The sequence below is a fragment of the Bartonella sp. AA97HXZ genome (assembly GCF_042196985.1).
Classification (GTDB): Bacteria; Pseudomonadota; Alphaproteobacteria; order Rhizobiales; family Rhizobiaceae; genus Bartonella.
The window spans coordinates 151438-176566 of record NZ_JBHIRC010000002.1; the positions used below are offsets into that span (position 1 = coordinate 151438).

The 25129-nt window shown below is 36.8% G+C and carries 14 protein-coding genes; 8 read left to right on the forward strand and 6 right to left on the reverse strand.

Annotated features, from left to right (window positions below; genetic code table 11):
- Positions 1-133 precede the first annotated feature (133 nt).
- Positions 134-781: an RdgB/HAM1 family non-canonical purine NTP pyrophosphatase gene (gene rdgB, locus ACFINE_RS02045; protein ID WP_375612805.1), complete on the forward strand. Its 648-nt coding sequence runs from the start codon at positions 134-136 to the stop codon at positions 779-781.
- Complete coding sequence (gene hemW / locus ACFINE_RS02050; protein ID WP_375620863.1) at positions 778-1977, forward strand: radical SAM family heme chaperone HemW; 1200 nt, start codon at positions 778-780, stop codon at positions 1975-1977. Before rdgB ends, hemW begins: the two co-directional genes overlap by 4 nt.
- Before the next feature lie 1603 nt (positions 1978-3580).
- Here hemW and dapE read toward each other — a convergent pair.
- The 3 genes from dapE to ACFINE_RS02065 form a co-directional block, all read right to left on the reverse strand.
- Positions 3581-4753, reverse strand: coding sequence for a succinyl-diaminopimelate desuccinylase (dapE, locus tag ACFINE_RS02055; protein ID WP_375620864.1), 1173 nt, complete (start codon positions 4751-4753; stop codon positions 3581-3583).
- A 222-nt stretch (positions 4754-4975) separates the two neighbouring features.
- The gene (locus ACFINE_RS02060; protein ID WP_375620865.1) at positions 4976-5722 is read right to left on the reverse strand and encodes a M48 family metallopeptidase; all 747 of its coding nucleotides are present in this window, start codon (positions 5720-5722) and stop codon (positions 4976-4978) included.
- Positions 5723-5753: 31 nt separating this feature from the next.
- Positions 5754-6533 carry an alpha/beta hydrolase gene (locus tag ACFINE_RS02065; RefSeq protein WP_375620866.1) on the reverse strand — a complete coding sequence of 260 codons (780 nt, stop codon included), beginning with the start codon at positions 6531-6533 and terminating at the stop codon, positions 5754-5756.
- A 196-nt stretch (positions 6534-6729) separates the two neighbouring features.
- Here ACFINE_RS02065 and infC point away from each other — a divergent pair, with 196 nt between their 5' ends.
- The 4 genes from infC (at position 6730) to ACFINE_RS02085 (ending at position 9899) form a co-directional block, all read left to right on the forward strand.
- Positions 6730-7248 carry a translation initiation factor IF-3 gene (gene infC / locus ACFINE_RS02070; RefSeq protein WP_026500140.1) on the forward strand — a complete coding sequence of 173 codons (519 nt, stop codon included), beginning with the start codon at positions 6730-6732 and terminating at the stop codon, positions 7246-7248.
- Positions 7249-7593: 345 nt separating this feature from the next.
- Entirely contained in the window at positions 7594-7779 is a 186-nt protein-coding gene (locus ACFINE_RS02075; RefSeq protein ID WP_375620867.1) for a hypothetical protein, read from the forward strand.
- A gap of 64 nt (positions 7780-7843) precedes the next feature.
- Positions 7844-9610 carry an ABC transporter ATP-binding protein gene (locus tag ACFINE_RS02080; RefSeq protein WP_375620868.1) on the forward strand — a complete coding sequence of 589 codons (1767 nt, stop codon included), beginning with the start codon at positions 7844-7846 and terminating at the stop codon, positions 9608-9610.
- Positions 9611-9761: 151 nt separating this feature from the next.
- Entirely contained in the window at positions 9762-9899 is a 138-nt protein-coding gene (locus tag ACFINE_RS02085) for a hypothetical protein (RefSeq protein WP_375620869.1), read from the forward strand.
- Positions 9900-11852: 1953 nt separating this feature from the next.
- On the opposite strand, the gene ACFINE_RS02090 is transcribed toward ACFINE_RS02085, so the two are convergent.
- Together ACFINE_RS02090 and ACFINE_RS02095 are read right to left on the reverse strand one after the other, a co-directional pair.
- Positions 11853-16511, reverse strand: a complete 4659-nt coding sequence (locus tag ACFINE_RS02090; RefSeq protein WP_375620870.1) for a translocation/assembly module TamB domain-containing protein — start codon at positions 16509-16511, stop codon at positions 11853-11855.
- Positions 16511-18475: an autotransporter assembly complex family protein gene (locus ACFINE_RS02095; RefSeq protein ID WP_375620871.1), complete on the reverse strand. Its 1965-nt coding sequence runs from the start codon at positions 18473-18475 to the stop codon at positions 16511-16513. Before ACFINE_RS02095 ends, ACFINE_RS02090 begins: the two co-directional genes overlap by 1 nt.
- 409 nt (positions 18476-18884) lie before the next feature.
- Between ACFINE_RS02095 and ACFINE_RS02100 the strand changes: the two genes are divergently transcribed.
- Positions 18885-20417 carry a YifB family Mg chelatase-like AAA ATPase gene (locus tag ACFINE_RS02100; protein ID WP_375611373.1) on the forward strand — a complete coding sequence of 511 codons (1533 nt, stop codon included), beginning with the start codon at positions 18885-18887 and terminating at the stop codon, positions 20415-20417.
- Positions 20418-20428: 11 nt separating this feature from the next.
- Here ACFINE_RS02100 and ACFINE_RS02105 read toward each other — a convergent pair whose 3' ends face one another.
- A complete protein-coding gene (locus tag ACFINE_RS02105) occupies positions 20429-21334 on the reverse strand; it encodes a transporter substrate-binding domain-containing protein (RefSeq protein WP_375611372.1) in 906 nt (301 codons plus the stop codon).
- A 1255-nt stretch (positions 21335-22589) separates the two neighbouring features.
- Between ACFINE_RS02105 and gyrB the strand changes: the two genes are divergently transcribed.
- Positions 22590-25022, forward strand: coding sequence for a DNA topoisomerase (ATP-hydrolyzing) subunit B (gene gyrB, locus ACFINE_RS02110; protein WP_375611371.1), 2433 nt, complete (start codon positions 22590-22592; stop codon positions 25020-25022).
- Positions 25023-25129 lie beyond the last annotated feature (107 nt).

The window sequence follows — 25129 nt, forward strand, 5'->3', positions numbered from 1 at the left end:
TATTGGAATAAAATATCATAAAACGTGTAAAATAATCATATTATGTGAAATTAAGCAGAATGTGTGTGTATATGAGCATTTAAACCGTTTTTAGCACAAAAATAATTCCCCTTTCATTTTTGGAGAAATCTATATGAGAAGCATAGCAGATAAAAAACTTGTCATTGCTACACATAACACTGGAAAATTGCATGAAATCACTACTTTAATTACGCCTTTCGGTTTAATAATACAATCGGCAAAAGAACTGGGCTTGCCAGAACCAAAAGAAACGGGAAAAACATTTGAAGAAAATGCTTATATTAAAGCTTTTTCAGCAGCAAAAAAAACAGGACTTCCTGCCCTCTCTGATGATTCAGGCTTAGAGATAGATGCATTGGAGGGTGCGCCAGGCGTTTATACCGCTGATTGGGCAATTCAAGCCGATGGTACACGTAATTTTCCAAAAGCTATGAAAAAAATAGAAAATGAACTCCAAAAAGTCGGAGCACGAGAAAAAAGTCAACGGAAATGCCGTTTTATATCCGTCATTTGCATTGCATGGCCTGATGCTCATGCAGATTACTTCCGTGGATGCGTTGAAGGAACGTTCATTTGGCCTCCACGGGGAGATAAAGGCTTTGGTTTTGATCCTATTTTTTTACCCGATGGATATGAAAATACCTTTGGAGAAATGTCAACAGAGCAAAAACACAACTGGAAACGTAATGATCTTCCCCCTCTTTCACATCGCGCACGTGCTTTCAAACTTTTGGCAGAAAACCTTTTAGCATTCTCATGAATGAACCTTTTGGCATTTACATTCATTGGCCCTTTTGTGTAGCTAAATGTCCTTATTGTGACTTTAATTCGCATGTTCGCATCCATGGTGTTGATCAACCACGTTTTGTCACCGCCTTTAAGCGCGAAATAGAAACGCAATACCACAAAATAGGCCCACGCCATATTACAAGTATTTTTATTGGTGGAGGAACCCCTTCCCTTATGGAGCCGCAAACTGTCGATGCCTTATTGCAAGCACTTGCAAAAAAATGGGTAGTCGATGATAAAGTTGAAATTACATTAGAAGCTAATCCATCCAGTGTGGAAGCAGAGCGCTTTCGTGGATATCGTGCGGCAGGTGTTAATCGCTTATCTCTAGGGATACAAGCGCTCAATGATAAAGCATTGCGCAAACTTGGCCGACTCCATAATGTGGAACAAGCTCTTTGCGCTATTACTTTAGCACGGCAAATTTTTCCACGTTTATCTTTTGATCTCATTTATGCCCGTCCCGAACAAACCCTTGAACAATGGAAATCTGAACTTGTACAAGCAATTGATTTAGCAGCGGACCATCTTTCTCTTTATCAATTGACAATCGAAGAAGGAACTGCCTTTAAACGGCTTCATGATGCAGGAAGACTTATCCTTCCCCCATCAGAGCTAGCAGCAGATCTGTATCATCTTACTCAAGAAATAACGGCACTACATGGACTTCCTGCCTATGAAATCTCAAACCATGCAATGCCCGGTGCCGAATCAGCACACAATCTTCTTTATTGGCGTTATCACCAATATGCAGGCTTTGGTCCAGGAGCACATGGACGTTTCATTGAGCATACACCGAATCATTCCTCTTTCTGTTCAAAAACATTGTCATCACACCTTGAAAACCGCGAACGTTATGTCACAATAAATGAAAAGCATCCCGAACAGTGGCTTAATTTGGTAGAAACAACAGGACATGGCTGTATTGAAACGGAACATTTAACCACTGAACAACAGGCAAATGAAATGCTCCTTATGGGATTACGCCTTTGCGAAGGCTTAGAACTTATACGCTATGAAACCTTAAGTCCCAAACGCATCCCTATGGAAAAACTGATCGAGTTACAACACCAAGAATTGATAGAAATGGTCGATAACCAACGCTTAAAAGCAACAGCCAAAGGACGTATTGTTCTTGATCACATCATCAGCCAACTCGCAAATTAAAGTTTTTATAACAACATACTTATTTTAATCATAATTATCATTTTTCATAGCAAGGTGAGACTAGAATATTGTGAGATTCTTTCATTTCAAAACTATTTATAGCAAGTTAGTTATCGCCATTTGCTTACACCTTAAAAATAGAGAAGCATGTGGATAAAAACTATAAAAAAGGAGTAAAAAGGCCTCTTATGAACACTCTTAAGTGCTAAAAGCTATTGCAATATTTTGAGCTAGAAAGTGTAGGGTGCTCTAACTTTATTTTTCATAAACATAAAGATGGGGAGGCATTATAGATTTTATATTACAACATTCATAAGCACCGTAGTAGCACAAATGTGACAAACATTAAGAAAATTTCTTTAAAACAAGTATGTGAATGCATAATACGATAATGTATTGTTCTTTATGAAATCGTGGCACCATTTAAAGAACCAGAGAAATAAGCATGAAGCCATGCATCAGTCTCTGATTATTTAAAAAGATATTACTCTAGTTACTTTTGAAAACCGTAAAGCCGAATAAAAAAGAAAGTAAAAAAGCACGCTGATTTTCACCTTTATACCTTTTATATTTTCCCTCAATCAGGTTGTGGTTGTATGTCTGTTTCAGAGATTATAAAAAATAGATATACACAATGCTTTTATCCCATTTTGGCATATAAAAGCTGTTGTCGCAAAAAATACTGAACCAATATTTATTTGAGATACGCGGCTGTATGATCGGTATTAATTTATAGGTAACAGCAACATCATGAGCTTTACTAAACAAATAATGTGCTCAAATGGCAAATATACTAAATATGAATCGGTATTGCTTTGTTAGCGAGCGAAACGATGTTAATCTCATATGATCTTACTTGTATGCGTATATGCTTATAAGTGTCTGTACCCGTCCTTTAAGGTTATTTAATTAAAAAATTGAGAATAATACTAGGACAATCTTTGGTTAAAGAAATCAACCTGCTGCTACAAAAAATTCTGTGTATCTTTATCATAACCAAGATTAAAGCTGATTAAATAAGCTCACCTTCTATCTCGTAATGATTTGCAACGGAAGTTCTTGGGGACAAAAAAGCAGAGCAAAATATATGAAATAAAACAAACTTAAAGCGCTTTTCCTATAGGCTTTATTCTAAGAGAGTCTAATTGGAACAAGAAGTACCTTTTATGCGAGTGCAGAAAACATATAAAAACATGAGCTGTGAATGAGCGCATTTATGTTGTACGAACTTTTTACAATAGCAGCATGTTTTTGTGTGTCTTTATGACATCAACCTGTCATCACACAATGATGATATAATATTCATTGTTTTCCATATATGATTGCGTGTGACTTCCTTTCTACACCTTAAAGAACGAATATTTTCAATCCAATATGGTCTAAACAGTTCTGCTTCTTCAAGCAGATCTCTTTTGGCTTTTCAATTATGTAATTCACTTAACTAAAGACTCTACAGGCAAGAATCCCAACTTAAGAATATTCATCACTTACTCTAAGACTACTTAATATATTAAGTTTTACGAGTCTCGTATCACCACACCATAAATGGCAATATCTTATGGCACAACAAGATAAAGGTATTTTTGAACCAGCAACCTTTTCTTTATGCAAAAAATTCAATAATAAAACGCTCATAAATAGTAGTAAGTGTTTCTATTGCATCAAGGGCTACACACTCATCTACCATATGCATCGTTTGCCCTGGTAAGCCAAATTCAACCACTGGGCAATAATCCTTAATAAATCGCGCATCTGAAGTACCACCAGAAGTGGAACATTCTGGTATATTCCCTGTTACACTTTTAATAGCATTGGATAAAGTTTGAATGAGTTTATCATTTTTGGTCAAAAAAACATCTCCTAAACTTGGAATCCATTCAAGCTGATAAGAGGGATATTGATCACCATTGTTTTTTGATTGCACCAAAGCAAGACGCTTTTCAATTTCCTTCATCAGTGTTTCTTTTGTCCAAAGATCATTGTAGCGTATATTAAAATGAACTGTTGTCTGCGCTGGGATAACATTGACCGCTAAATTACCGGTATCGATGCTTGTTAGCTCTAAATTACTGGGTTGAAAATTTTCTGTCCCTTTATCTAAGACGATTTGTGTCAATGCTTGAATAAGCTTACTTGCCAAAGGCAAGGGATTGGCAGCCCTCTCTGGAAAAGCAACATGACCTTGACGACCCTTCACGGTAATGACACCAGAAATCGATCCGCGGCGACCAATTTTGATAATATCACCAACAGTCTTTACGCTTGTTGGTTCTCCCACAAGAGCCGCAGTCCATTTTTCGCCTTTTTTTTCTGCCCATTTGAGAAGTTTTACCGTACCATTAACAGCAGGCCCCTCTTCGTCACCAGTAATTAAAAGGCTTACCCTTCCTTTAATGGGTCGTTTCTCAAGAACTCGCGCTAGAGCCGCAATAAAACAAGCGATACCACCCTTCATATCAACAGCACCCCGCCCATATAATTTCCCCTGATCTATAACAGCTTCAAAAGGTGGGTAAGTCCAATCTTCCAATGCACCTGGCGGTACGACATCCGTATGACCCGCAAACATAAGATGGGGTCCTTCACTCCCCATTTTTGCATAAAGATTTTCAACATTATCTGTATTTTTATCCGTAAAAACAGGGCGATCGACGTGAAATCCCATTTTTTTCAAAAATTGTTCCAAAGTTGATAAAGCCCCTGCTTCATGAGGTGTAACAGAAGGACAACGAATAAGTGCCTGTAATAGCTGAAGTGGATCTGTAAGAACAGACATAAAAAACCTTCCCATTTTTTTATAAGTCATCGGAACTTAGGGTTATTACGCTGAATTACAAAAAAGATAAAGCAAAACATTGAAGACACTCAGCAAACCAAGCAGGGGAGAACAATCGTGCTGAGAGCTTCAATGGCTTCCTCATTATACATGAGCAAGCACACACTCAACAAAACACTCAACAAAAAGTTCCGTTAAATATTGCCTTCATTTGAAAGTTTTTTACGCCTCTAAATTATATGAATCAAAATTAATTGCATGCAGTCTAGGAGCATTTTCTTTCAACCAAGCACGATATGTTTTACTATCAGGACATAGCTCTTCACAAAGAGCCCAAAATCTTGGCCCATGATTCATTTCAACAAGATGAGCAACTTCATGGGCAACAACATACTCAACAACTTCTTTTGGTGCCATAATAAGGCGCCAAGAAAAAGAAAGACGCTTATCGATTGAACAAGAGCCCCAACGACTTCTCGTATCTTTATAACAAATGGATTTGACTTTACGCTCTACCTGATGAGCATAATGTGCCACCAAAGGCGTTATAATAAGCGCCGCTTGTTTTTTCAAAACGTCAGCAATGCGTCTTGGGAGATATTCTAATTGACCATAAACAATAATTTCAGGCCCTTGCTCCGCATCTGCTGTAATGATTTCTGTTACCCCACGTCCCTCTCTATGCTTTATGGTATGAGAAACACCCAATAAGGGAATTGTCGCCCCTTCTTTGAGATAAGCATTTTTATGAGAGATTTGTACATGAGCAAGACGTGCCTCAATCCAAGATCGATGCTTTTCAATAAAATTTTCAACCGCATAGAGATTTATTGCTGGTGGTGTTGTTACACAAATCTCCTGACTTCTGGCATCAATACGTAAGGTAAGACGGCGCGCATACTTATTTTCCCGCACCCGTACAGGTACAAAACGCTCAGAAAAAATAAAATGCTGTTTAGAAATGCTCATATATTTTTATCTTCATCAATAAATGTACCCCTTACTTTGCATTAATCTGATTAATAAAAGATCTCAATACTGTTTCAAGGCAATCTAAATCTTGTGGACGAGAAAAGCGATGATCTGCATCACGAACAAGTGTCAATGTTACATCATGGAGAGGTAAATGATCAAGTAAAGTCAATGTATGCTGATAGGGAATATCTTCATCTTCCATCCCTTGTAGAATATGGACTGGACACCCAACATCAATGCATCCTTTCATAACACAATTTTCGCGCCCATCTTCAATCAATGTTTTTGTAAAGGGCATTGGCTCTGTATCATCAACTGCAGGTCGTTCAATATAGCCTTTTTCTTCCAAAACCTTCCATTCTTCTGGGCCTAATTTTGGTTCCACCAATGTTTGTGTAAAATCAGGTGCTGGAGCAATCAATATCATGCCAGCAAGCTTCTTATTTTTCTGTGCTAGCATCATTGCAAGCCTTAGCGCAATCCACCCCCCCATAGAGGAACCAATCAAAATTTGTGGACCCTCACAATAGGTTTCAAAAGTCGCTAAACTTTCCTTAACCCAACGCGAAATTGTTCCTTGAAAAAAATCACCTTCAGATTCTCCATGTCCAGAATAATCAAAACGTAAACAAGACAAATCATTCTTCTGAGCAAACTGATCAACTAACGCTGCCTTACTTCCTAACATATCGGATTGATAGCCAGGAAGCCAAACCAAACCTGGAGATTGGCGCCCCTTGCGATAGCGTACTGCAAGTGCGGTGTTCTCAAATGAAAAAAACTGACAAGGAATATTTTGATCCATGATTTTTTATCCTCTATAAAACAATTTCTTTAAATTAAGAGAAAAACTTTTATAATCTAAATCATTCCAAAAAGTAATAAATCAAATAATGAAAATAACACGAATTATAGTTGTTTTTAGGTACATAATTGTATATTAAATTAACTGTAGTTGAATCAAAATTTAAGGAGCATAAACCATTCGTAAACCGTTTAAAATGACACCTACCCAAAAAGACGGACCACGTTCAAATCAGGATATTCGGGTACCTCATGTTCAGCTTATCAATGATGAGGGACAACATCAGGGAGTTGTTGCGATACAAGAAGCTCTTGCTATGGCTGCAGATGCGGGACTTGATTTGGTTGAAATTGTACCAAATGCGGAGCCACCTGTATGTAAAATCATCGATTTGGGAAAATTAAAATATCAAACCCAAAAAAAAGCTGCTGAAACACGTAAGAAGCAAAAAGTCATCGAAATCAAAGAGATTAAGATGCGCCCAAATGTTGATGTCCATGATTATGGAGTCAAACTCAAGGCTGTTCATCGCTTTATTGATCATGGTGATAAAGTAAAGATTACTTTGCGTTTTCGTGGTCGTGAGATGGCTCACCAAGATCTTGGATTAAAGCTTCTTCAGCGTGTGAAAGAAGATACAAGTGAAATTGCCAAAATCGAATTGGAGCCAAAGCTTGAAGGCCGGCAAATGATGATGGTGATAGCACCTAAATAGTTTTGCATTGGAATAATATTCGCATGCAACGCATCAAAATGATGTGTATAGTATTATTTAGAAGCACCACATAGAATTTTTGTGGTGCTTTTAAGGTTTTATAAATGTGTATAAATCCTTTTAAGAGTTTAATAATGCTTTATCAATTTATAAGAAGAATTCGTCATTTTGCATATTAATGAGAAAGCTCAAACATCGTAAGGTCTTCTTATTTCAAGCTCTTTTATCATGCAATGCGGCAAAATTGTTTGCTTACACATCACAAATGGAGATGATACATAAAAATTATTAAAAAAGCAGAAATGTTTTTTGTGAGCCATTTCAAGTGCCAAAGGCTATCACAATATGGAAATTGGTAAATACAATAGTGAAACTCACCGGTATCTTTTATTGAAAACTAAAAATAATGATGAACAACGAATTTTCGTTATACCTTTTACAGAAACTTTGAACTACATTCTTCACTCTCACCGTCGTGAAATTGATGTGATGAACCTTGAAAGAAAAAGCTATTTTTGTAAAAAAGATTAAGGGGCTTTTTAATTAAGAGTGTTTCAATCTTGCATAAAATAATGAGAGAATATAGAAGCTCTTCATGGCTAAAAAACAAATTTCCTCTTTTGACAAACATCTTATTATCCGCCTTTTGCGAGAAAATTTTCGTAAACATATGCGTTGGTACAGTGCGGCTATCTTCTCAATGATCATCATTTCTTGTACCACAGCAACCAGTGCATGGATTATGCGGGATGTTGTTAATCAGATTATTGATGCACAAAATTTTCCTATGATTGTTTTGATTTCTAGCTTCATTGCTTTTATCTTTATTCTCAAAGGAGTTGCAACTTTTTTCCAAACTTACTTTCTAAACAAAGCAGGCAATAGTATCATTGCTGAACAACAGCGTAAAATTTTTGCACGACTTATGGAACAAGGTGTCTCTTTTTATCATAATAACACTTCATCTGATCTTCTTGTTCGTGTAACTCATAACGCGACAGCCGTACGTAATATAATTGATACTATTATCACAACTTTTGTACGTGATTTGCTTTCCGTTAGTGGTCTGTTGCTTGTCATGTTCATTCAAAACTTTGTGTTAATCTCCATTACTTTAATCGTAGGACCACTAGCTTTTTTAGGCGTTCGAATGGCTTTAAAACGCGTTCGCAGCTTGATGGAAAAAGAGCTCCTTTCACTTGGTGAAATTATCAAAATCGTACAGGAAACGGCTGTTGGTATTCGAATCATCAAGGCCTTTTCACTAGAAGAAGTCATGAAAAAACGGATGGACAAAGCCATTTGTGATGTTGAAAAACAAACAAACAGTATTGCAACACTCGAAGCTATTACCAATCCAATTATGGAAACACTCACGGGTGTTGCCATTGCAGGTATTATTTGTTTTTCCGGTTATCTTGCAACCCAACGCGCAGGTGTTCAAGGTGAATTTATGTCCTTTATTGTTGCTTTACTTTTAGCTTATGAACCCGCAAAAAGACTAGCAAATGTACGTGTTAAAATTGAATCTGGCTTGGTCAATATCCGTACGATGTTTGAAATACTCGATTGTCCCCTTACAGTTGTAGAACATAAAGAAGCTAAAGATCTGAATAAAACGCAAGGAACTATTCGTTTCGAACATGTTTCTTTTGCATACACTAATAACAAAATGATATTGAAAGACATCAACCTAGAAATAGAAGCCGGAAAAATGACAGCATTGGTGGGACCATCCGGTTCGGGAAAATCAACCCTTATCAACCTTATTATGCGCCTCTATGACCCCACAAAAGGACGCATATTGATTAATGATCAAGACATTCGCTACACAACATTTCGCTCTCTGAGAAACCTGATGGCCTATGTAGGACAGGATACTTTTCTCTTTCAAGGAACTGTTAAATATAATATCGGGCTTGGAAAAGAAGGGGCTAGTGATGACGAAATTATCGAAGCAGCAAAAGCAGCAAATGCTCATGACTTTATTATGAGTTTGCCAAATGGTTATGATACACAGATAGGTGATAATGGCTGTAATCTTTCAGGGGGGCAAAAACAACGACTCGCTATCGCTAGAGCAATGATTCACGATAGTGAAATTCTGATTCTTGATGAAGCAACAAGTGCGCTCGATTCACACACCGAAGCACAAATTAATGAAGCTATTCATCACCTTACTAAAGGACGCACAACGATCATTATTGCTCATCGCCTTTCAACGATTGCTCGTGCTCATAAAATTGTGGTCATACAAAATGGACAACTGATTGAACAAGGTACTCAAAAAGAATTGCTAGCAAAAGAACATGGGTTTTATAAAAAACTTCATAATATCCAGTTCAAAAAACATACCTCCTAATTTCTAGATCCTTAAATAAAATTTGAAATAAAAAATGGATAGAAGGTAATGCTCCATTTATAAAAAAGACTTGTTACCACGAAAAAGCATTACTTTAATCAAAGTTGGCAAGGAATTTATGGTTTATTGAAAATAAACTTCTTGGATTTAGATGAAAACTTTACTCGCTATTTTGTTGAATGCAATTGACTTTAACCATGAAATTTCAAAAACCCCTTCCCTTCCTCAAATAAGTGTTGAAACATTCATAAGTGTTGTGAATCCTGAAAGAGAAAGCATAAAAGTTTGAAAAAATTATCGCGGATGATGATGAATCTGGATTAATACAACCTTTATCCGTGTTTATCCCTGCACTGATAATTTTTTTCTCCACACAACTTTTAAAGGACAAAGACTCTACCCAATCTGATCTGTAAACAATCTAGATTTTTATTGAGCTCATTCCTCTTGATAACAACTTATGTGATTCACTTATACAAGGCTTACCCTAAATATTCACCACGTGCTTTCAGAATACTGTGTCAAAAAGGCTTACATACCTTATATCACCACACCTCAAATGTCGATCTTTTATGGTACAACAGAATAAGCTAACAATTATAAATTGTGTTGCAAATTATAGATACACTCCGTTTAAAAGAAAAACATTGAAAAAATAAGAGAGGTTTTATTATAAAACTTTTTTACTGTTGTAGCTTGCTTTAAAGCAAGCTTTGCTGCTTTTTCTACATTTAGAAACTAAAATGATATTCCTCCAATACCTTAACGGCTTGAAGAGTTTATAAATGCACAACGTTAGTGCCTATATAAGGCTATAATTTCAATATGTAAAAAAACAGATGAAAAGCAAAATGACATTCCTCTTTCTTTTAACCGCTAAAATAGAAAAATACGACATATAATTCTGATAAATACTTTTACAAAAATATCTTTTAATATACATTTTAATACTTTGATTTATAATCGTAATTTGTTATTTTATATCTTAAACAAAAGATAAGATGTAATTTGCTTATTGCAAATTTTCTTTATATTTATGATGGATCAATCAAAAGCGCTTGTTGTACGTCATAAGAGATATTGGTATATGCATAAAAACTCTTAAGATAAGCAATAAAAATACCTCTACACTTTCAAGTGAAAAGATTGTCAGCAACATGAGAAGCTGGAAAATAGAATGATAATGCCGGCTTATAGCTTTAGTAAATACTTATACCTTTATTAATAACGGTAGTGTAGATTTTATACCATTCATAAGAGATACTTTATACCATTTCACAAGCAATCTTATGAAATAGACTCAAGCGCACACTGAGAAATGTTCCTTTAAAACAAGTACATAAACTTGCAACACAATAATGTTATATTTTGGAGTATTCTGTTTGGGGAGCTATTCGTTATAAGAAAAGTGATCTTATTCCAGACACAATAAACAAAATCTAAAATAATAGGTAATTTTTATTATTAAAAAATATTGCTTTAAATGCGTTTGACAATAAAATCGATATCTTATGAATTCTCTGCTTGCCTCACGTTTTTGACGGTCTTTAATGGAATCATGTCCTTCACGTAAAAACAGAATGCCATTGTGTTGCAAATTCACGTACTTGTTTTAAAGAGATCTCTCTCAAAGTCTTCCCTAAGCCCATTCGCAATAACATTCGTGAATTGTATAACGATAAATCCATTAACCCCCTCTATCTTTACGCTTATGGAGTAACAAGCCGGCACCACTCACACTATTCTGCCAGTCCCTAATGTTGCGACAGCTCTTAGCTCTCGAGATGATTCATAAGAGGCATTTTTAGTTATTTCTTAATAGTTTTATCCACACAGGATTCTCCGCTTGTAGCATACAAGCCGAATGATTTTGATTGATTCAATACGAAAGAGATTCGTACGATATTCAAAGTTCTAATTCAAGTTGAATAACAATAAATTATCTTTATAAATCAATATATTGCACACACTACATTCTTTAGGCAACAGCACGATATGGGCTTGAAAACAAGGTAAGGTATTTCTCTAAAATAAATATATAGCAGCAAAATAACATACTATCTTTCGTGAAGATTTTGTCCCTTTAGAGAATAGCATAACAAAAATCAAATATTTCAGATACATCTCTTCACGCCTCAACAAAAAGCTTCTTCTTTTATAGGATTTCTAGTCTATGCCTCCTTCCTCAGATTTAGAAATGAGAGACAAAAAACGAAGAAATTGTTTTTTTAAAATTCAATCTTTAATAATCTCTTTCATAAAAGAGACCTATACTAGAATTTTGTTCATTTCCTATGGCACCTTTAGCTTTGAGATGACGCGAAATATCTAAATTAATTGTCCCTTTCGTCGTTCCATCAGACCCTGCTTCAAAGCCCAAATAAATATTATTGTGTATGTAGCGTCCAATACGTAAGCCTGTATTCCCCTTCTCATTAACGATAACATCAAGATCATCAAGTCCAATTTTAGTTCGTAAAGTATTCAACAAAGATGTATTAGAACTACCTGCAAGATCAGCCGCTGCTGCTGCAAGTTGAGCAATCTGAAATGGTGATAATTCATTAAGAGAGCGTTTAAAAATCAAACGCGCCAAAATCTCATCCTGAGGCAAATTTGGTTGTGATGAAAAATTAATATCAAGATTATCAACCGTCCCACTTACAGTTACAGTGACACGAATATCACCACTGTTATTGTTGGTTACAAAATAAACCGTAGGATTAAGATTACCACTAAAACTCGCTTGTCCTTGATCAAAATTAAGACGTTGCGACAAGATATCAAAACGTCCACGAATCATTCTAAATTCACCAACTGGATGCACATCATTCAATGGACCTGCTAGATTAATGCGTCCTCCCAGTTCAGCATCTAAGCCTTTTCCGCGTACAAAAAATTGATTGCGTGCTGTAATACGCATATTTGATAGCACGACAGATGAAGATTCTTGTGTAACTATACGGCTTTTGCTTTTGTTCGTGTTCTTAACATCAGCACGTTCAAGTGTTGTTTGAATCGATTTAGTTAAATTCTTATTTCTAACATCAAGAAACTTGGCACTTTTAAAATGATCAGGAACAAAAACTTCAGCTTTTTCAACGATGATATCACCACCAAGAACAAGACTATTAAAAAAATGACCTGTCATTGTCATCTCACCTGATAATGTTGCCAGAATCATAGAACCATCATTATAATTGGCATTATCAAGATGAAATATCAAATCTGTCTCTAGATCATTAGAGATACGACCTGAAGCAGAAATTCCTCCCCCCTCAAACGAAGAAGCTGAAGCTTTTTCTATAAGGATATGATCACCTTTCAATTTGCCTTCAATTGTTATATTATTTAATCCTACATTTGTTTGTGAATCAAAAAAGCTACCGTCGCCTATAGAAATATTTCCTATCAATTGTGGCTTTGATAATGACCCATTAAGAGCTGTATCAATTCTTGCTGTACCCGTTATATGTGCACCACGCTTAGCTAATAAGAGATTAACAAAATCAAGAGGCATTATCCCTTTAACGTTTAATTTTGCCTCTGAACCATTAAGAGATACAGGCCCATGGATGGAAAGATCTAATCCTTTATCTCCAGTAGCTATCATATTTTCAATATGAAATGTCGATTTTTTATAAGAACCACGAGCATTTATATTGATTGACATCGGTCCTTTATGCGTCATAGCGGTTAAATTTTGACTAGAAAGCTCAAAATGAGCAGATGGATCCTTCATTGTTCCACCAATATCAACTTTACCTATCACTGTCCCATCAAGCGCTTGTCCTGCAATAAAACCATTCGCCAAACGTGCAGATAAATTTTGCAAATTAATACGAAGATCAAGCGCATTTTTCTCTAGAGATACACGCCCCTGAGCTTGTGCTTGTACTCCTTCTCCTGTTAAATTTGCATTCAAAGTAAGATTTTGATCTACAGTGTTTCCCGTGGCAGAAAGAGAAAAAGGCATAATTTTTTTATCTTGAAAAGCAACGGTTGTCAGTCCCTCACCTTTTATATCGTAAGTTATATCAGGTTTTTTTAAATGACCACGAATCATAACCTGCCCTGTTACACTCCCTGCTGCACCAAGATCGGATTTCCACAAATTGACTAAAGTAGCAGGAAGGGCATTCATTGTAAGTTGTAAATTCAGGGTATCTTGAATATTTCCTGCTAAGATGATGTTGCCCCCATTTATTGCAATTCCTAATTCATTGATTGTCATTCCATCTTTATCAAAAGAGATTATAGATGGCTTCGGCAATGTCGCATGAAAAGTATGTTGTTTTAAGTCCACAGCTTCAATTTGCACTTCTCGTTTTATACTTTCTGGAAGTTCCTCAACCATTAAACGACCAGAAAGCCGTGCATTGAGAGTATCATGCAACGTCGCCTGGACAGTAAAAACCGTTTGTCCATTATTCCTATCAGCGTGAGCATTTAAACGATTGACCATTACCAAAGGTGTTTGAATATGTTCTGCATTGATAACTCCTTCAAACTGAGTCATGCCAAAAGGATCGAATATGTCAGCATCTATTGCCAATTTTTTTATTTTATTCTTGGAAAATTTCAAATGGTTAACATGCGCCTTCACATTGGTTTTTTGTCTGCCATTTTGTTCATCAAAAATAAAATCTCCTTTTACTTTTCCACTACCATCCTGCAAAAATAACGCTGAAAGTACGGAAATATCATCGGCATCAATATGCAGCGCTCCTTTCAAAAAACCGCCAAGTTGTTGAGAAAGATCACCCGTTATTTTTGCACTTCCCCCTCTAATATCGATATTTTCAAGTTTTCGAATTTTATGAGAATCTTCAAAAGAGGCCGATAAATGCAAAGGTTTCTTAGCAAAAATTCCTTCACCCTTTACCACCCCTGTTAAAGAAGTAACTGGTGCTGTATTATCTACAAATGCATCTATGTTAAATGTTGTGTTTTGAAGTTTCTTCCCTACAATTAATGCTTCAGAAATATGGGCACGCGTATTTAGTTTTATATGGCTATTGCGCCCTCTCGCCGTACTTTGAATTGTAAGTGCACCACTTATCTTCGGATCTAATTGAGCTAGATCAAATACTTGAGCAGATAGATCCATTTTAGCGCTTTCATCTGAAAAATAACCATCAGCCTTTATGTTTGCATATTGATTTTTCAAATTAAAATGACGTAAAGTGAAGCCCATTGTATTTCGAGCAGTGCCACCTGAAAGAGTAGTATTTCCTTTGAATAAACGATCAAAAGACTGCACGCCTATTTTCATATCGTCAGCCATTCCTGATAATTGGAGATCAAAAATGCCACTCAACAAACTGATCGTTCCTTTGGCTTTAATATCTGCATTACCAGAAAGTGATTGTTTACTGAACACTTCCAAAGGAGTTAATGTTTGAGCTTTTAAACCGAGATCGCCTTTAAAAACAAAATTCTCCATTGTCCCTTTTAACCAAGAAGAAAAACCCTGAGCCGTAACACTCAGATCATGAATCAAAATTGGTTTGTTCGAAACAATATCCGTATCTAAATGCACATGAACCGCTTGGCTTAAATTTTCTACTAACGCTCCCTTAATCTTTTTAACCCCTTGAAGCGTCCCTTTAACCTGAACACCAACATGACGAGAAGCTGCATTATCAAGATTTTCGCTTACTCCTCCCATATCAAAAATTGCATCGCGAATATAAATATTTTTATTGCTTAAATGATTTACAACCAACCGCCCATTCCAAGATTGTTGACCTTCGCGACCATAGTCAATGTTCAAAGCAAGAGTATTCGCAGGTTTTGGCACTTCTGATATAGGTAAATGAATAGACTCCTTTTCGTTATCAAGAGCCATTTTGCCATCAACAAAAAGCCGTCGCAAGAATCCATCGGCGGTTATTTCAGCATTGGCTATAACATTCATTGCTTTGTTCTGAATAACCATCTGATCAAGGTGTGTCACACCTTCTTTTGTTCTTCTTGCCTTTGCTTTTAATGTTATATCAGATTCGAAGAGACTACGATATTGAACAGGTATTAAAGGGCTCAGTGTTCCCTCTAATTTCGTAGAAAAACTCTGTCCTTCTGGAACACTTGCAAGAATAACATTACCATCTAAAATAGAATGATGATCGGACTCTAAAGAAAGTTTGATAACCAAATCATCAAAAGTACCATCACCTTTCACGACGAGACTTAATGCTGGACGTTGTTCAATGTTAAAAATATTCGCCAAAATACCATTTTGTGGTTCGTTAGCAGAAATATCAATTTGAGCTGTACGATTACTATCAGATATCTTGGTGAGAACAGAAAAAGAACCCGGTGCATCTAAACGATGCGCCGCTATATCGACATCAAAATTACCACCAGCCAAGGTGAAATTGCCTTTTAAGGACATATCAGCAGAAAAACCAAAAAGATTCTGTTCAAATGTCACATGTTGAGCTGTAAGCGTATTGATAGAAAGAGCAAGCGGTAATTTTGGTAAAGAGAATTTACCAGTCTCAAGGGAAGAAACAAAAGAAGAATTGCCTTGCGGTTTGCGTAAAAATGTAACCTGTTCTGCCGAAAGCTGGTTAATATCCATCCGTCCTCTCAGCAACGCTAGACGATTCCAATCCATTTTAGCATTGGTAATTTTAAGCCAAACCCCTTTTTTATCACTGACAGTAATAGTATCAATTGATGTTTGAGAAGACAGTGTCCCTTGCATATTGTGTAAACGAACTTGACGATTAGGCGCTGAAAGCTTTCGTTCAATTAAAGAAACAAACCATGAGCGATCATCTGTTTTCATTTCGCTAGAGGGAAGAATGTCTCCTCTTTGCGCAAAAACAAAACCACCCACCCCAAAAAACAAAAATACAAAGAAGAAAGCTGATAAATGTACACCTTTTTTCATTAAAATGCTTGCCCTATACCCACATAAAAACCAATGCGAGGGTCACCCTTCTCTCTCTTTAAAGGAAAGGCTAAATCAACGCGTAAAGGACCAAGACCCGTCATATAACGACCTCCTATACCGGCTCCCCATTTAATTTTTTGAGAAAAATCAAAATTCGCCTTTTCCCCGACTAAACCTCCATCAAGAAAACTGACAAACCCTATTTTATCATTTAAAGAAACACGCAATTCTGCTGACCCCTCAATAAGCGCCCGTCCACCAACAACCCCATCATTTTCTGTTTTGATACCAATATTACGGTAAGCATAACCACGAACAGAGCCCCCACCACCAGCAAAAAAAAGCGTATTTGCGGGTACTTGTGCTGCATCATTCCCAAGAATTGCACCAAGCTTTGCCCGCGCAGCAACAACAAAACGATCCCCTTCATCCAACGCCCAATAAGAACGACCTTCTGCTGTTACTTTTGCAACAAAGTTGCTAAAACGCATCTCATAAAAAGGCTCAATGAAAACTTCACCATATAAACCTTTTGTTGCATTAAACTTATTATTACGACTATCGTAAATCAAACCGCTAGGGAAACCGATTGTTGTAAAATTACGGCTCCCAAAATAGATATCACGTGAATAACCATTTGAAACTTCTACAGCAGCCTGTCCCGATAGATTACCATTAAAAATATGCGTAATACCTAATTTTCCTTTGATGGCTTTTGTCGTATAATTTTCTAAAACATCTTGTTGTATTTTTAATTCTGACCTGAAATCTGTATCTGGCGTGAGTACACCGGGCTTTACAAATGTAGCACCGAAAAGATAATCAAAATTTTTAAAATTATATGATTGCTTTTTATTGCTACCAACACCACTTATTTTTGTTTCAATTTTAAGAGTCTCTGCATGACCCAAAAGATTGTTATGCATCCAATAAGTCTCAAAACCAGCACCGTCTAAAGTTGAATAGCTACCGCCTACACCAAAACGACGCGGTTTACGTTCTTGTACAACAAGTGCAAGCGGTAAACTACCATCTAGATTAATAGTATCAGCCTCACGTATATTGATAGCACGAAAAACACCAAGGCGCGCAAGACGTTCATTTGCCTTAGCTAACGCATCAGAATCGTATATCTGCCCTGGTTTCAATCCGGTCATCCACGCGATATAAGCTGAATCTACACGTGGTTTCTTACTTATATTACGCACACTTAAAGGACCATAATAAGCCTTTTGTCCAGGAGCAACAACAATCCGTCCTTCAACACGCAACGCAGCATGGTCAGCCACGACCTCACTCTTCATAATTTTAGCTTTAGCATAACCTTGTTGCCGCCATCCTTCTATCGCCCATTTTTCTGCTTTCAAAATGGTTTCAGATTTAGCAATAGCCCCAACTTTATAGCCCAATTCTTCAATTGTGGGCATTTTATGCGCTTTACGTTTTTCAAACGGAGCTACTTTATCAATATTGGCAATACTAAAAACATATTGTGGACCAGCATTAATTGTAATAACAATATTGGATCGTGCTGGAAGTTGAGTTACCGGACTTAAATCAGCGACTTCTAAGCCATTAATTTTAATACTAATAACACCACCATAGCGTCCATCAGCATAAAGAGCAGAAAGAATTGCTCGATAATCTGAACGCGCCTTGGCGAGCAAACCAGAAGAACTGGCGGATGCTTTCTCTTTATCAGCAACAAGAGAAGAAACAGATTTAACTATTTTTATACCTTCTAATGGTGCACCTGGCGGTGCAACAACATCAACTTTATAAAATTTCTCTGTACTTTTGGCATAATGTGAAGAAGAATTTGTTTTCTTTTGACCAAAAAGAGGGATGCCGAAAAAATCAAATGCAGCAAGTGGCTGTGGAAAAGAAAAAGTAAAACACAAGCCTATAAATACACAGCGCACAGTCCCTGATTTTAACAAAATTCTTGTCTGGTATACCATAAAATCAGATACCTTATAATACACTTTGCATCTACTACGCTTTGAAATAATATAAAAATAAGAAAGGTAAATATAATTGCTTTGCACATTTTACACGTTTTATCACATCAAATAACACTCTGCGATACATAACGTTATCCTCCCCTTATATTTTCATAAAATTTTGCACTGTTGTATAACACGAACAGCCTCATTCTTTTTTTCTTAACATATTTATTTAGCTTATTATAAATGTTTTATTGCGTCCCATATCATCATGGTTAAATTTGTACAAATGACTTTCCATGGGAATGCTAAAAAACTGCCCACGTATATAGTTCTCTCTATAAAAAAAGCTATAGAGATGCTTCTTGATTTTTATAAATAGATATGATTGTCTCTACCAAGTCTAAAGGGGGAAAATAAATAAATGATCGCACGTATTACAACTGTTGCTTTTCGCGGTCTAGAGGCAGTCCCTGTCGATGTACAGGTTATGATTTCGTCTGGTAAAATAGGAATGGCTATTGTTGGATTAGCTGATAAAGCAGTTGCAGAAAGCCGTGAACGTGTACAAGCAGCCCTCCACGCTTGTGGACTTTCTATGCCTACTAAACGAATTACGATTAATCTTGCACCAGCTGATTTGCCTAAAGAGGGATCGCATTATGATTTGCCAATCGCCGTAGGCTTAATGCTTGCTATGGGAATCCTCCCTCCCGAAGTAGCTCAAGACTATGTCATTTTAGGAGAATTATCACTGGATGGTTCACTTACCGCCGTTAATGGTGTTTTACCAGCTGCCATGACAGCTTTATCACTCGATAAAGGACTAATTTGTCCCTTCCAATGTGGACCTGAAGCAGCATGGGCAAATGCAGAAATAAATATTCTTGCCCCAGAGACTCTGCTCACTATAGTCAACCATTTCAAAGGAACCCAAATTCAAAAACGTCCACAACCGCGCCAATATACTATCGAAACTGAACTTCCAGATCTTTGCGAAATCAAAGGACAAAAAACAGCCAAACGTGCCTTAGAAGTTTGTGCTGCTGGACGCCATAACCTTTTGTTTGTAGGTCCCCCTGGTGCTGGAAAATCTATGCTAGCGCAACGCTTACCTTCCATTTTGCCACCTCTTGATAGCCGTGAGCTTTTAGATGTCTCTCTGATTGCTTCTATTACAGGAGAAACGGTTCATAATACCATTTCACTTCATTGTCCCTTTCGTTCCCCACATCATTCTGCTTCCATGGCCGCAATGATTGGTGGAGGGCTTAAAGGACGACCGGGAGAGGTCTCCCTTGCTCATAATGGTGTGTTATTCCTTGATGAATTGCCTGAATTTTCTCCACAGGTTCTTGATTCTCTTCGTCAACCTTTAGAAAGTGGGGAGTCAGTTATCGCCCGCGCTAATCACCATATTAGCTATCCTGCTCGCTTCCAACTTATTGCCGCAATGAATCCTTGCCGTTGTGGTATGGCAGGCGAAAAAGACCATGTTTGCCCTAAAGGGATACGCTGTCAAATCGATTATCAGTCCCGTATTTCTGGTCCTCTGCTTGACCGAATTGATTTACGGATTGATGTCCCTGCTTTGACGGCTATGGACCTTATGCAACCAGAACAATCAGAAAAAAGCTGCGACGTTGCCAAACGCGTCGCACGGTGCCGTACCATTCAAGCTAAACGTTTTTCAACAATGGGGTTTGATCATATTCGTACCAATGGCGATTGCCCTGCCAAAATTATAGAACAGATTGCCATTCCTGATAAAAGTGCGACCATACTCTTACGAGATGTGAGTGAAAAAATGCACCTCTCCGCACGCGCTTATCATCGCATTCTCAAAGTTGCACGCACAATTGCTGATCTTGACGGATCAGATACTCTTTCACGCTATCATCTCGCAGAAGCTATTTCCTATCGACTAGGCGCAGAAAGATTAACAGCCCTTAATTAAAAAACTACTCATCAAAAAAAACTTATTGGAAAATAACGCAAATAAAGTTCTGTAAGTTTACCATCCTCTTCTAGAGATTTCAGCGCATAATTGAGTATATCAACCAATTTTTCATTCTTTTTTGCAACAGCAAGCTGCATTCCTTGCCCCAATAACTGTGGCGCCATATATGCCCCCCCAACAAAATGGCAGCAATCAACAGATTTTTGTTTTTTGAACCATAATGATAAAGCAAATCCATCATCAAAAATAAGGTCAATTTTACGCTCTTGTAATGCTTTATAGAGCTCTTCTCTCTTTTTAAACCCTTGCCATTTGGCTTTAGGAAAATAATATTGAAAGAGTTTTTCGTGAACACTTTTAGACAAAACACCACTGGTTAAATGTATCAATTGATCGCTTATTGGCTCATCGAGATTTAAACGTCGAGAAGCAACAAATCGCGCTGGAAAGCGCAAATATGACTTTGTAAAAACAAGATCTTGCTGGGTTTTACTTGTTTCTTTTAAACCCGCAATAATGACTTCTGCACCACCATTTTTAACATGTTCTAAAAGCTCTTTCCAAGGAATCACTTCTATTTCACAAAGCTTCTCTAATTTTAATTTTGAGCAAATAGCGCGCAATAAATCGATATTATAACCTGCAAGATACCCCGATTGATCAATAAAATTAAAAGGAGGAAAATCAAAAGTTGTTACAAAACGCAAACGAAAGATATCCGTTGTATCAGGTTGTACCAAATGTTCATGCGAATCAAAAAAAGAAGGCAGCCTTTCAGCTTCTGCGTAAGAGGAAAATAGAACCCCCCCTGCTACAAATAAAATACGAATAAAAATATTGTATGGATTATTGAATAAAAAGTACTGTAAACGCAATTGAAGATGTTTCACATATATAGATTTTTTTATTTTCAAAATCTCTCCCCCATTTTTCAAAACTAAGATGCAACACTTCTTAATTATTATCTAACGCACTTCACCAAAATATCTGGCGTTTAATAAATAAAATTCTTGCTATTTTTGAAACCATTGAAAATGCTTAGATTTCTGATGTTAATTTTCCAAAATGAATATATAAAAAGTAATTTTAGAGAAAAGCGATTTAATTTTTTAATATAAGAAATAAGCTGTATATACTTTAGTGGTACACTTTATTTTATCAAAATATCCCGCGTACCTTAAAATATTAAGACCATTTCCTTGCGTATCACAACCTGGGAAGTATATAGATACTATTGAAGAAAAGAGTAAAAATACCCCTCAAATGCCGAGGGTTTTCTCAACATTAAGGTTGCATCAACATTTAAGAGCTGAAAAATAAAATGATGATTCTGATTTGCACTTTATTGTCACGATGGGAAAGATGGGGGACATAAATCTTGTAGTATTCACAGGGCATTTTGCGTTATACTATTCAAACATCGTTGTAAAATGAGTTTGGGAACATTGAGAGATGCTCCTTAAAAAAGCGCGTGAATAAACAGTACAATGGCGTTTTGTTTTGAATGAGCGATGCAACCTCACGAGAATGCAAGAAACAAAAGCGTAAGATAATTCGTCATTACCCTCATTATTCAAAAACATCACCGTAGACGTTTTTTTAATTGTAAAGTTGAATATAAAAGATGATCGTGGAAACGTATTTTTACATTTACGCATTTATATTTTCCTCAAATGAAGCGTTTTTCACATTTTAAAGATGACACAAACCAATATACAAAATATTTTCGCCTCAATCTAACATACAAAAGTTTGAACTGCTTAGAGAGCTCGCAACCTTTGTTTTAAATATATGGTAGAATTAGGATTGAAAAATTGATTTATGGATAAAACAAGTGAGACCTTTATTAGTGTAACACAAAAATGCATAACTAATTCTGAAACATTACGCATATGCAAAAATAAACAAAGTAAATAGCATCGTTTATGAAACAGTTTTTTGTATAAGTCATAAGTGTTTATTCGCCTTATATCACCGTCCTAGTGTTTTACAGCATAACAGTACACTATCATTTTATCATTCTCTCCATTATATATCGACAGATATTGAATCTAGATCTGATATACGGTAAATATTTAATGTGGTTATTCCATAAATAACTGATCAGAACATTGAGCTTTAAAAAAGCGGATAAAATATTGTAAATTGAACACAGGAATGGACTAACTTATGAGTGATGAAATAACCTCACCAGCACAAAGCAATAACTATGATGCCGCTTCTATCAAAGTTCTCAAAGGTCTTGATGCTGTACGCAAACGTCCTGGTATGTATATCGGTGATACTGATGATGGATCGGGGTTACATCATATGGTCTATGAAGTTGTAGACAATGCTATCGATGAAGCTTTAGCCGGTCATGCAACTCTTGTAAACGTCACACTCCATGCTGATGGTTCTTGTTCTGTTCGTGATAATGGACGTGGAATTCCGACAGATATCCATCCAACAGAAGGTATTTCTGCCGCTGAAGTTATTATGACACAGCTTCATGCCGGTGGAAAGTTTGATCAAAACTCTTATAAAGTTTCAGGCGGATTACACGGTGTTGGCGTTTCTGTTGTGAATGCATTATCCGTTTGGCTTAAATTGCAAATCAAACGCAATGGTAAAATTCATGAAATATCATTTACCCACGGGGTAGCTGATGCTCCATTAAAAGTTGTTGGCGATTGCGATCAAGAAAGTGGAACAGAAATTAGATTTTTACCAAGCTCTGAAACCTTTACTATGGTTGAGTTTGATTTTGAAACTTTAGAGCGTCGTTTACGGGAATTAGCTTTTCTAAATTCTGGGGTTTATATTCTTCTTGTTGACGAGCGTCATGCTGATATTAAATCCGTTGAATTGCATTATGAAGGTGGATTAATAGAGTTTGTGAAATATATTGACCAATCAAAAAAAGCTCTGCTTGATACTCCTATTTATATTGCAAGTGAAAAGGATGGTATGAGCGTTGATGTTGCCCTGTGGTGGAATGATTCCTATCATGAGAAGGTCTTGTGTTTTACCAATAATATCCCTCAGCGTGACGGTGGAACGCATTTGATAGGTTTCAGAAGTGCCCTTACACGCCAAATTAATGGCTATGCTGAATCTTCAGGTATTGCTAAAAAAGAAAAAGTGAACTTAACCGGTGATGACTGCCGTGAAGGATTAACAGCTATTCTTTCTGTCAAAGTTCCTGATCCAAAATTTTCTTCACAAACAAAGGATAAGTTAGTCTCTTCTGAAGTGCGCCCTATTGTTGAAAGTTTGGTCAATGAAGGTCTTTCAATATGGCTGGAAGAACATCCTCATGAAGCAAAACTTCTCATTAGTAAAGTGGTAGAAGCTGCAACAGCACGTGAAGCAGCACGCAAAGCACGTGAACTCACAAGACGAAAAGGGGCACTTGATATCACTTCTCTACCAGGAAAGCTTGCCGATTGCCAAGAACGAGATCCCGCAAAATCAGAAATCTTTATTGTCGAGGGGGATTCGGCTGGCGGTTCAGCAAAAAGTGGGCGCTCACGTCAAAATCAAGCAATTTTACCCCTTCGTGGTAAAATCCTCAATGTTGAACGAGCACGTTTCGATCGCATGCTCTCATCTGATATGATTGGAACACTTATTACAGCTCTTGGAACGTCTATCGGTAAGGATGAATTTTCGCCTGATAAATTACGTTATCATAAGATTATTATCATGACGGATGCGGACGTTGATGGAGCCCATATTCGTACTCTGCTGCTCACTTTCTTTTTTAGACAAATGCCCGAGTTGATTGAACGTGGACATCTTTATATTGCTCAGCCTCCTCTTTATAAAGTATCGCGTGGAAAATCTTCCCAATATATTAAAAATGAAGCAGCGTTTGAAGAATTCTTGATCGATACTGGATTAGAAGAAACAACGCTTGAGCTTTCAACGGGAGAAGTTCGTGCAGGAGCTGATTTGTATCAACTCGCTAAAGATGCTCGTATATTACGTCAACTTTTAAATGGTCTTCATACCCGTTATGACCGTAATATTGTTGAACAAGCAGCAATTGCTGGCGCTTTTAATCTTGAAGTCTTTGCAACACAAGAAAAAGCGCAAAAAATAGCAGATACTACAGCACACCGCCTTAATCTGATTGCTGATGATATGGAACAAGGTTGGAGTGGACAATATACAGCAGATGGAAGTTTATGTTTTGAGCGTATTTTGCGTGGTGTTAAAGATGTTGTTACGCTTGATGTGGGACTTATAAATTCAACTGACGCACGCCAAATTGATCGCATTTCTCAAAATTTTATCGACATATATCATCCTCCTGTTCTTTTACGTCGCAAAGATAAAACAGAGCGTATTTTTGGTCCTATGAGCCTTTTAGAGAGCATTTTTACAAACGGTAAAAAAGGTGTTACTCTTCAACGTTATAAAGGTCTTGGGGAGATGAATGCTGAACAACTTTGGGAAACAACGCTTGATCCCAATGCACGTTCTCTTTTACAAGTAAAGATTAATGATGCAACCGATGCAGATTCACTTTTTTCTCGTCTCATGGGTGATGAAGTTGAACCTAGACGTATTTTTATTCAAGACAATGCCTTAAGCGTTGCCAATCTTGATATCTAAAGGTACTCTTCTGTTTTTGGCTGTGTAAACGTCGTAGTTTTATACGTTGTTTTTTCGTAGTTGAACATTCCCTCTCTATTTCATTTACGATAAAAGAAAAATAAGGA

Excerpts from the sequence above, each read along its gene's own strand:
- ACFINE_RS02080 (WP_375620868.1), top strand. The coding sequence starts at position 7,844 with ATGGCTAAAAAACAAATTTCCTCTTTTGACAAACATCTTATTATCCGC.
- ACFINE_RS02085 (WP_375620869.1), top strand. The coding sequence starts at position 9,762 with ATGAAAACTTTACTCGCTATTTTGTTGAATGCAATTGACTTTAACCAT.
- ACFINE_RS02060 (WP_375620865.1), bottom strand. The coding sequence starts at position 5,722 with ATGAGCATTTCTAAACAGCATTTTATTTTTTCTGAGCGTTTTGTACCT.
- ACFINE_RS02095 (WP_375620871.1), bottom strand. The coding sequence starts at position 18,475 with ATGGTATACCAGACAAGAATTTTGTTAAAATCAGGGACTGTGCGCTGT.
- gyrB (WP_375611371.1), top strand. The coding sequence starts at position 22,590 with ATGAGTGATGAAATAACCTCACCAGCACAAAGCAATAACTATGATGCC.
- rdgB (WP_375612805.1), top strand. The coding sequence starts at position 134 with ATGAGAAGCATAGCAGATAAAAAACTTGTCATTGCTACACATAACACT.
- ACFINE_RS02065 (WP_375620866.1), bottom strand. The coding sequence starts at position 6,533 with ATGGATCAAAATATTCCTTGTCAGTTTTTTTCATTTGAGAACACCGCA.
- ACFINE_RS02100 (WP_375611373.1), top strand. The coding sequence starts at position 18,885 with ATGATCGCACGTATTACAACTGTTGCTTTTCGCGGTCTAGAGGCAGTC.
- infC (WP_026500140.1), top strand. The coding sequence starts at position 6,730 with ATGACACCTACCCAAAAAGACGGACCACGTTCAAATCAGGATATTCGG.
- dapE (WP_375620864.1), bottom strand. The coding sequence starts at position 4,753 with ATGTCTGTTCTTACAGATCCACTTCAGCTATTACAGGCACTTATTCGT.
- hemW (WP_375620863.1), top strand. The coding sequence starts at position 778 with ATGAATGAACCTTTTGGCATTTACATTCATTGGCCCTTTTGTGTAGCT.
- ACFINE_RS02075 (WP_375620867.1), top strand. The coding sequence starts at position 7,594 with ATGGAAATTGGTAAATACAATAGTGAAACTCACCGGTATCTTTTATTG.
- ACFINE_RS02090 (WP_375620870.1), bottom strand. The coding sequence starts at position 16,511 with ATGAAAAAAGGTGTACATTTATCAGCTTTCTTCTTTGTATTTTTGTTT.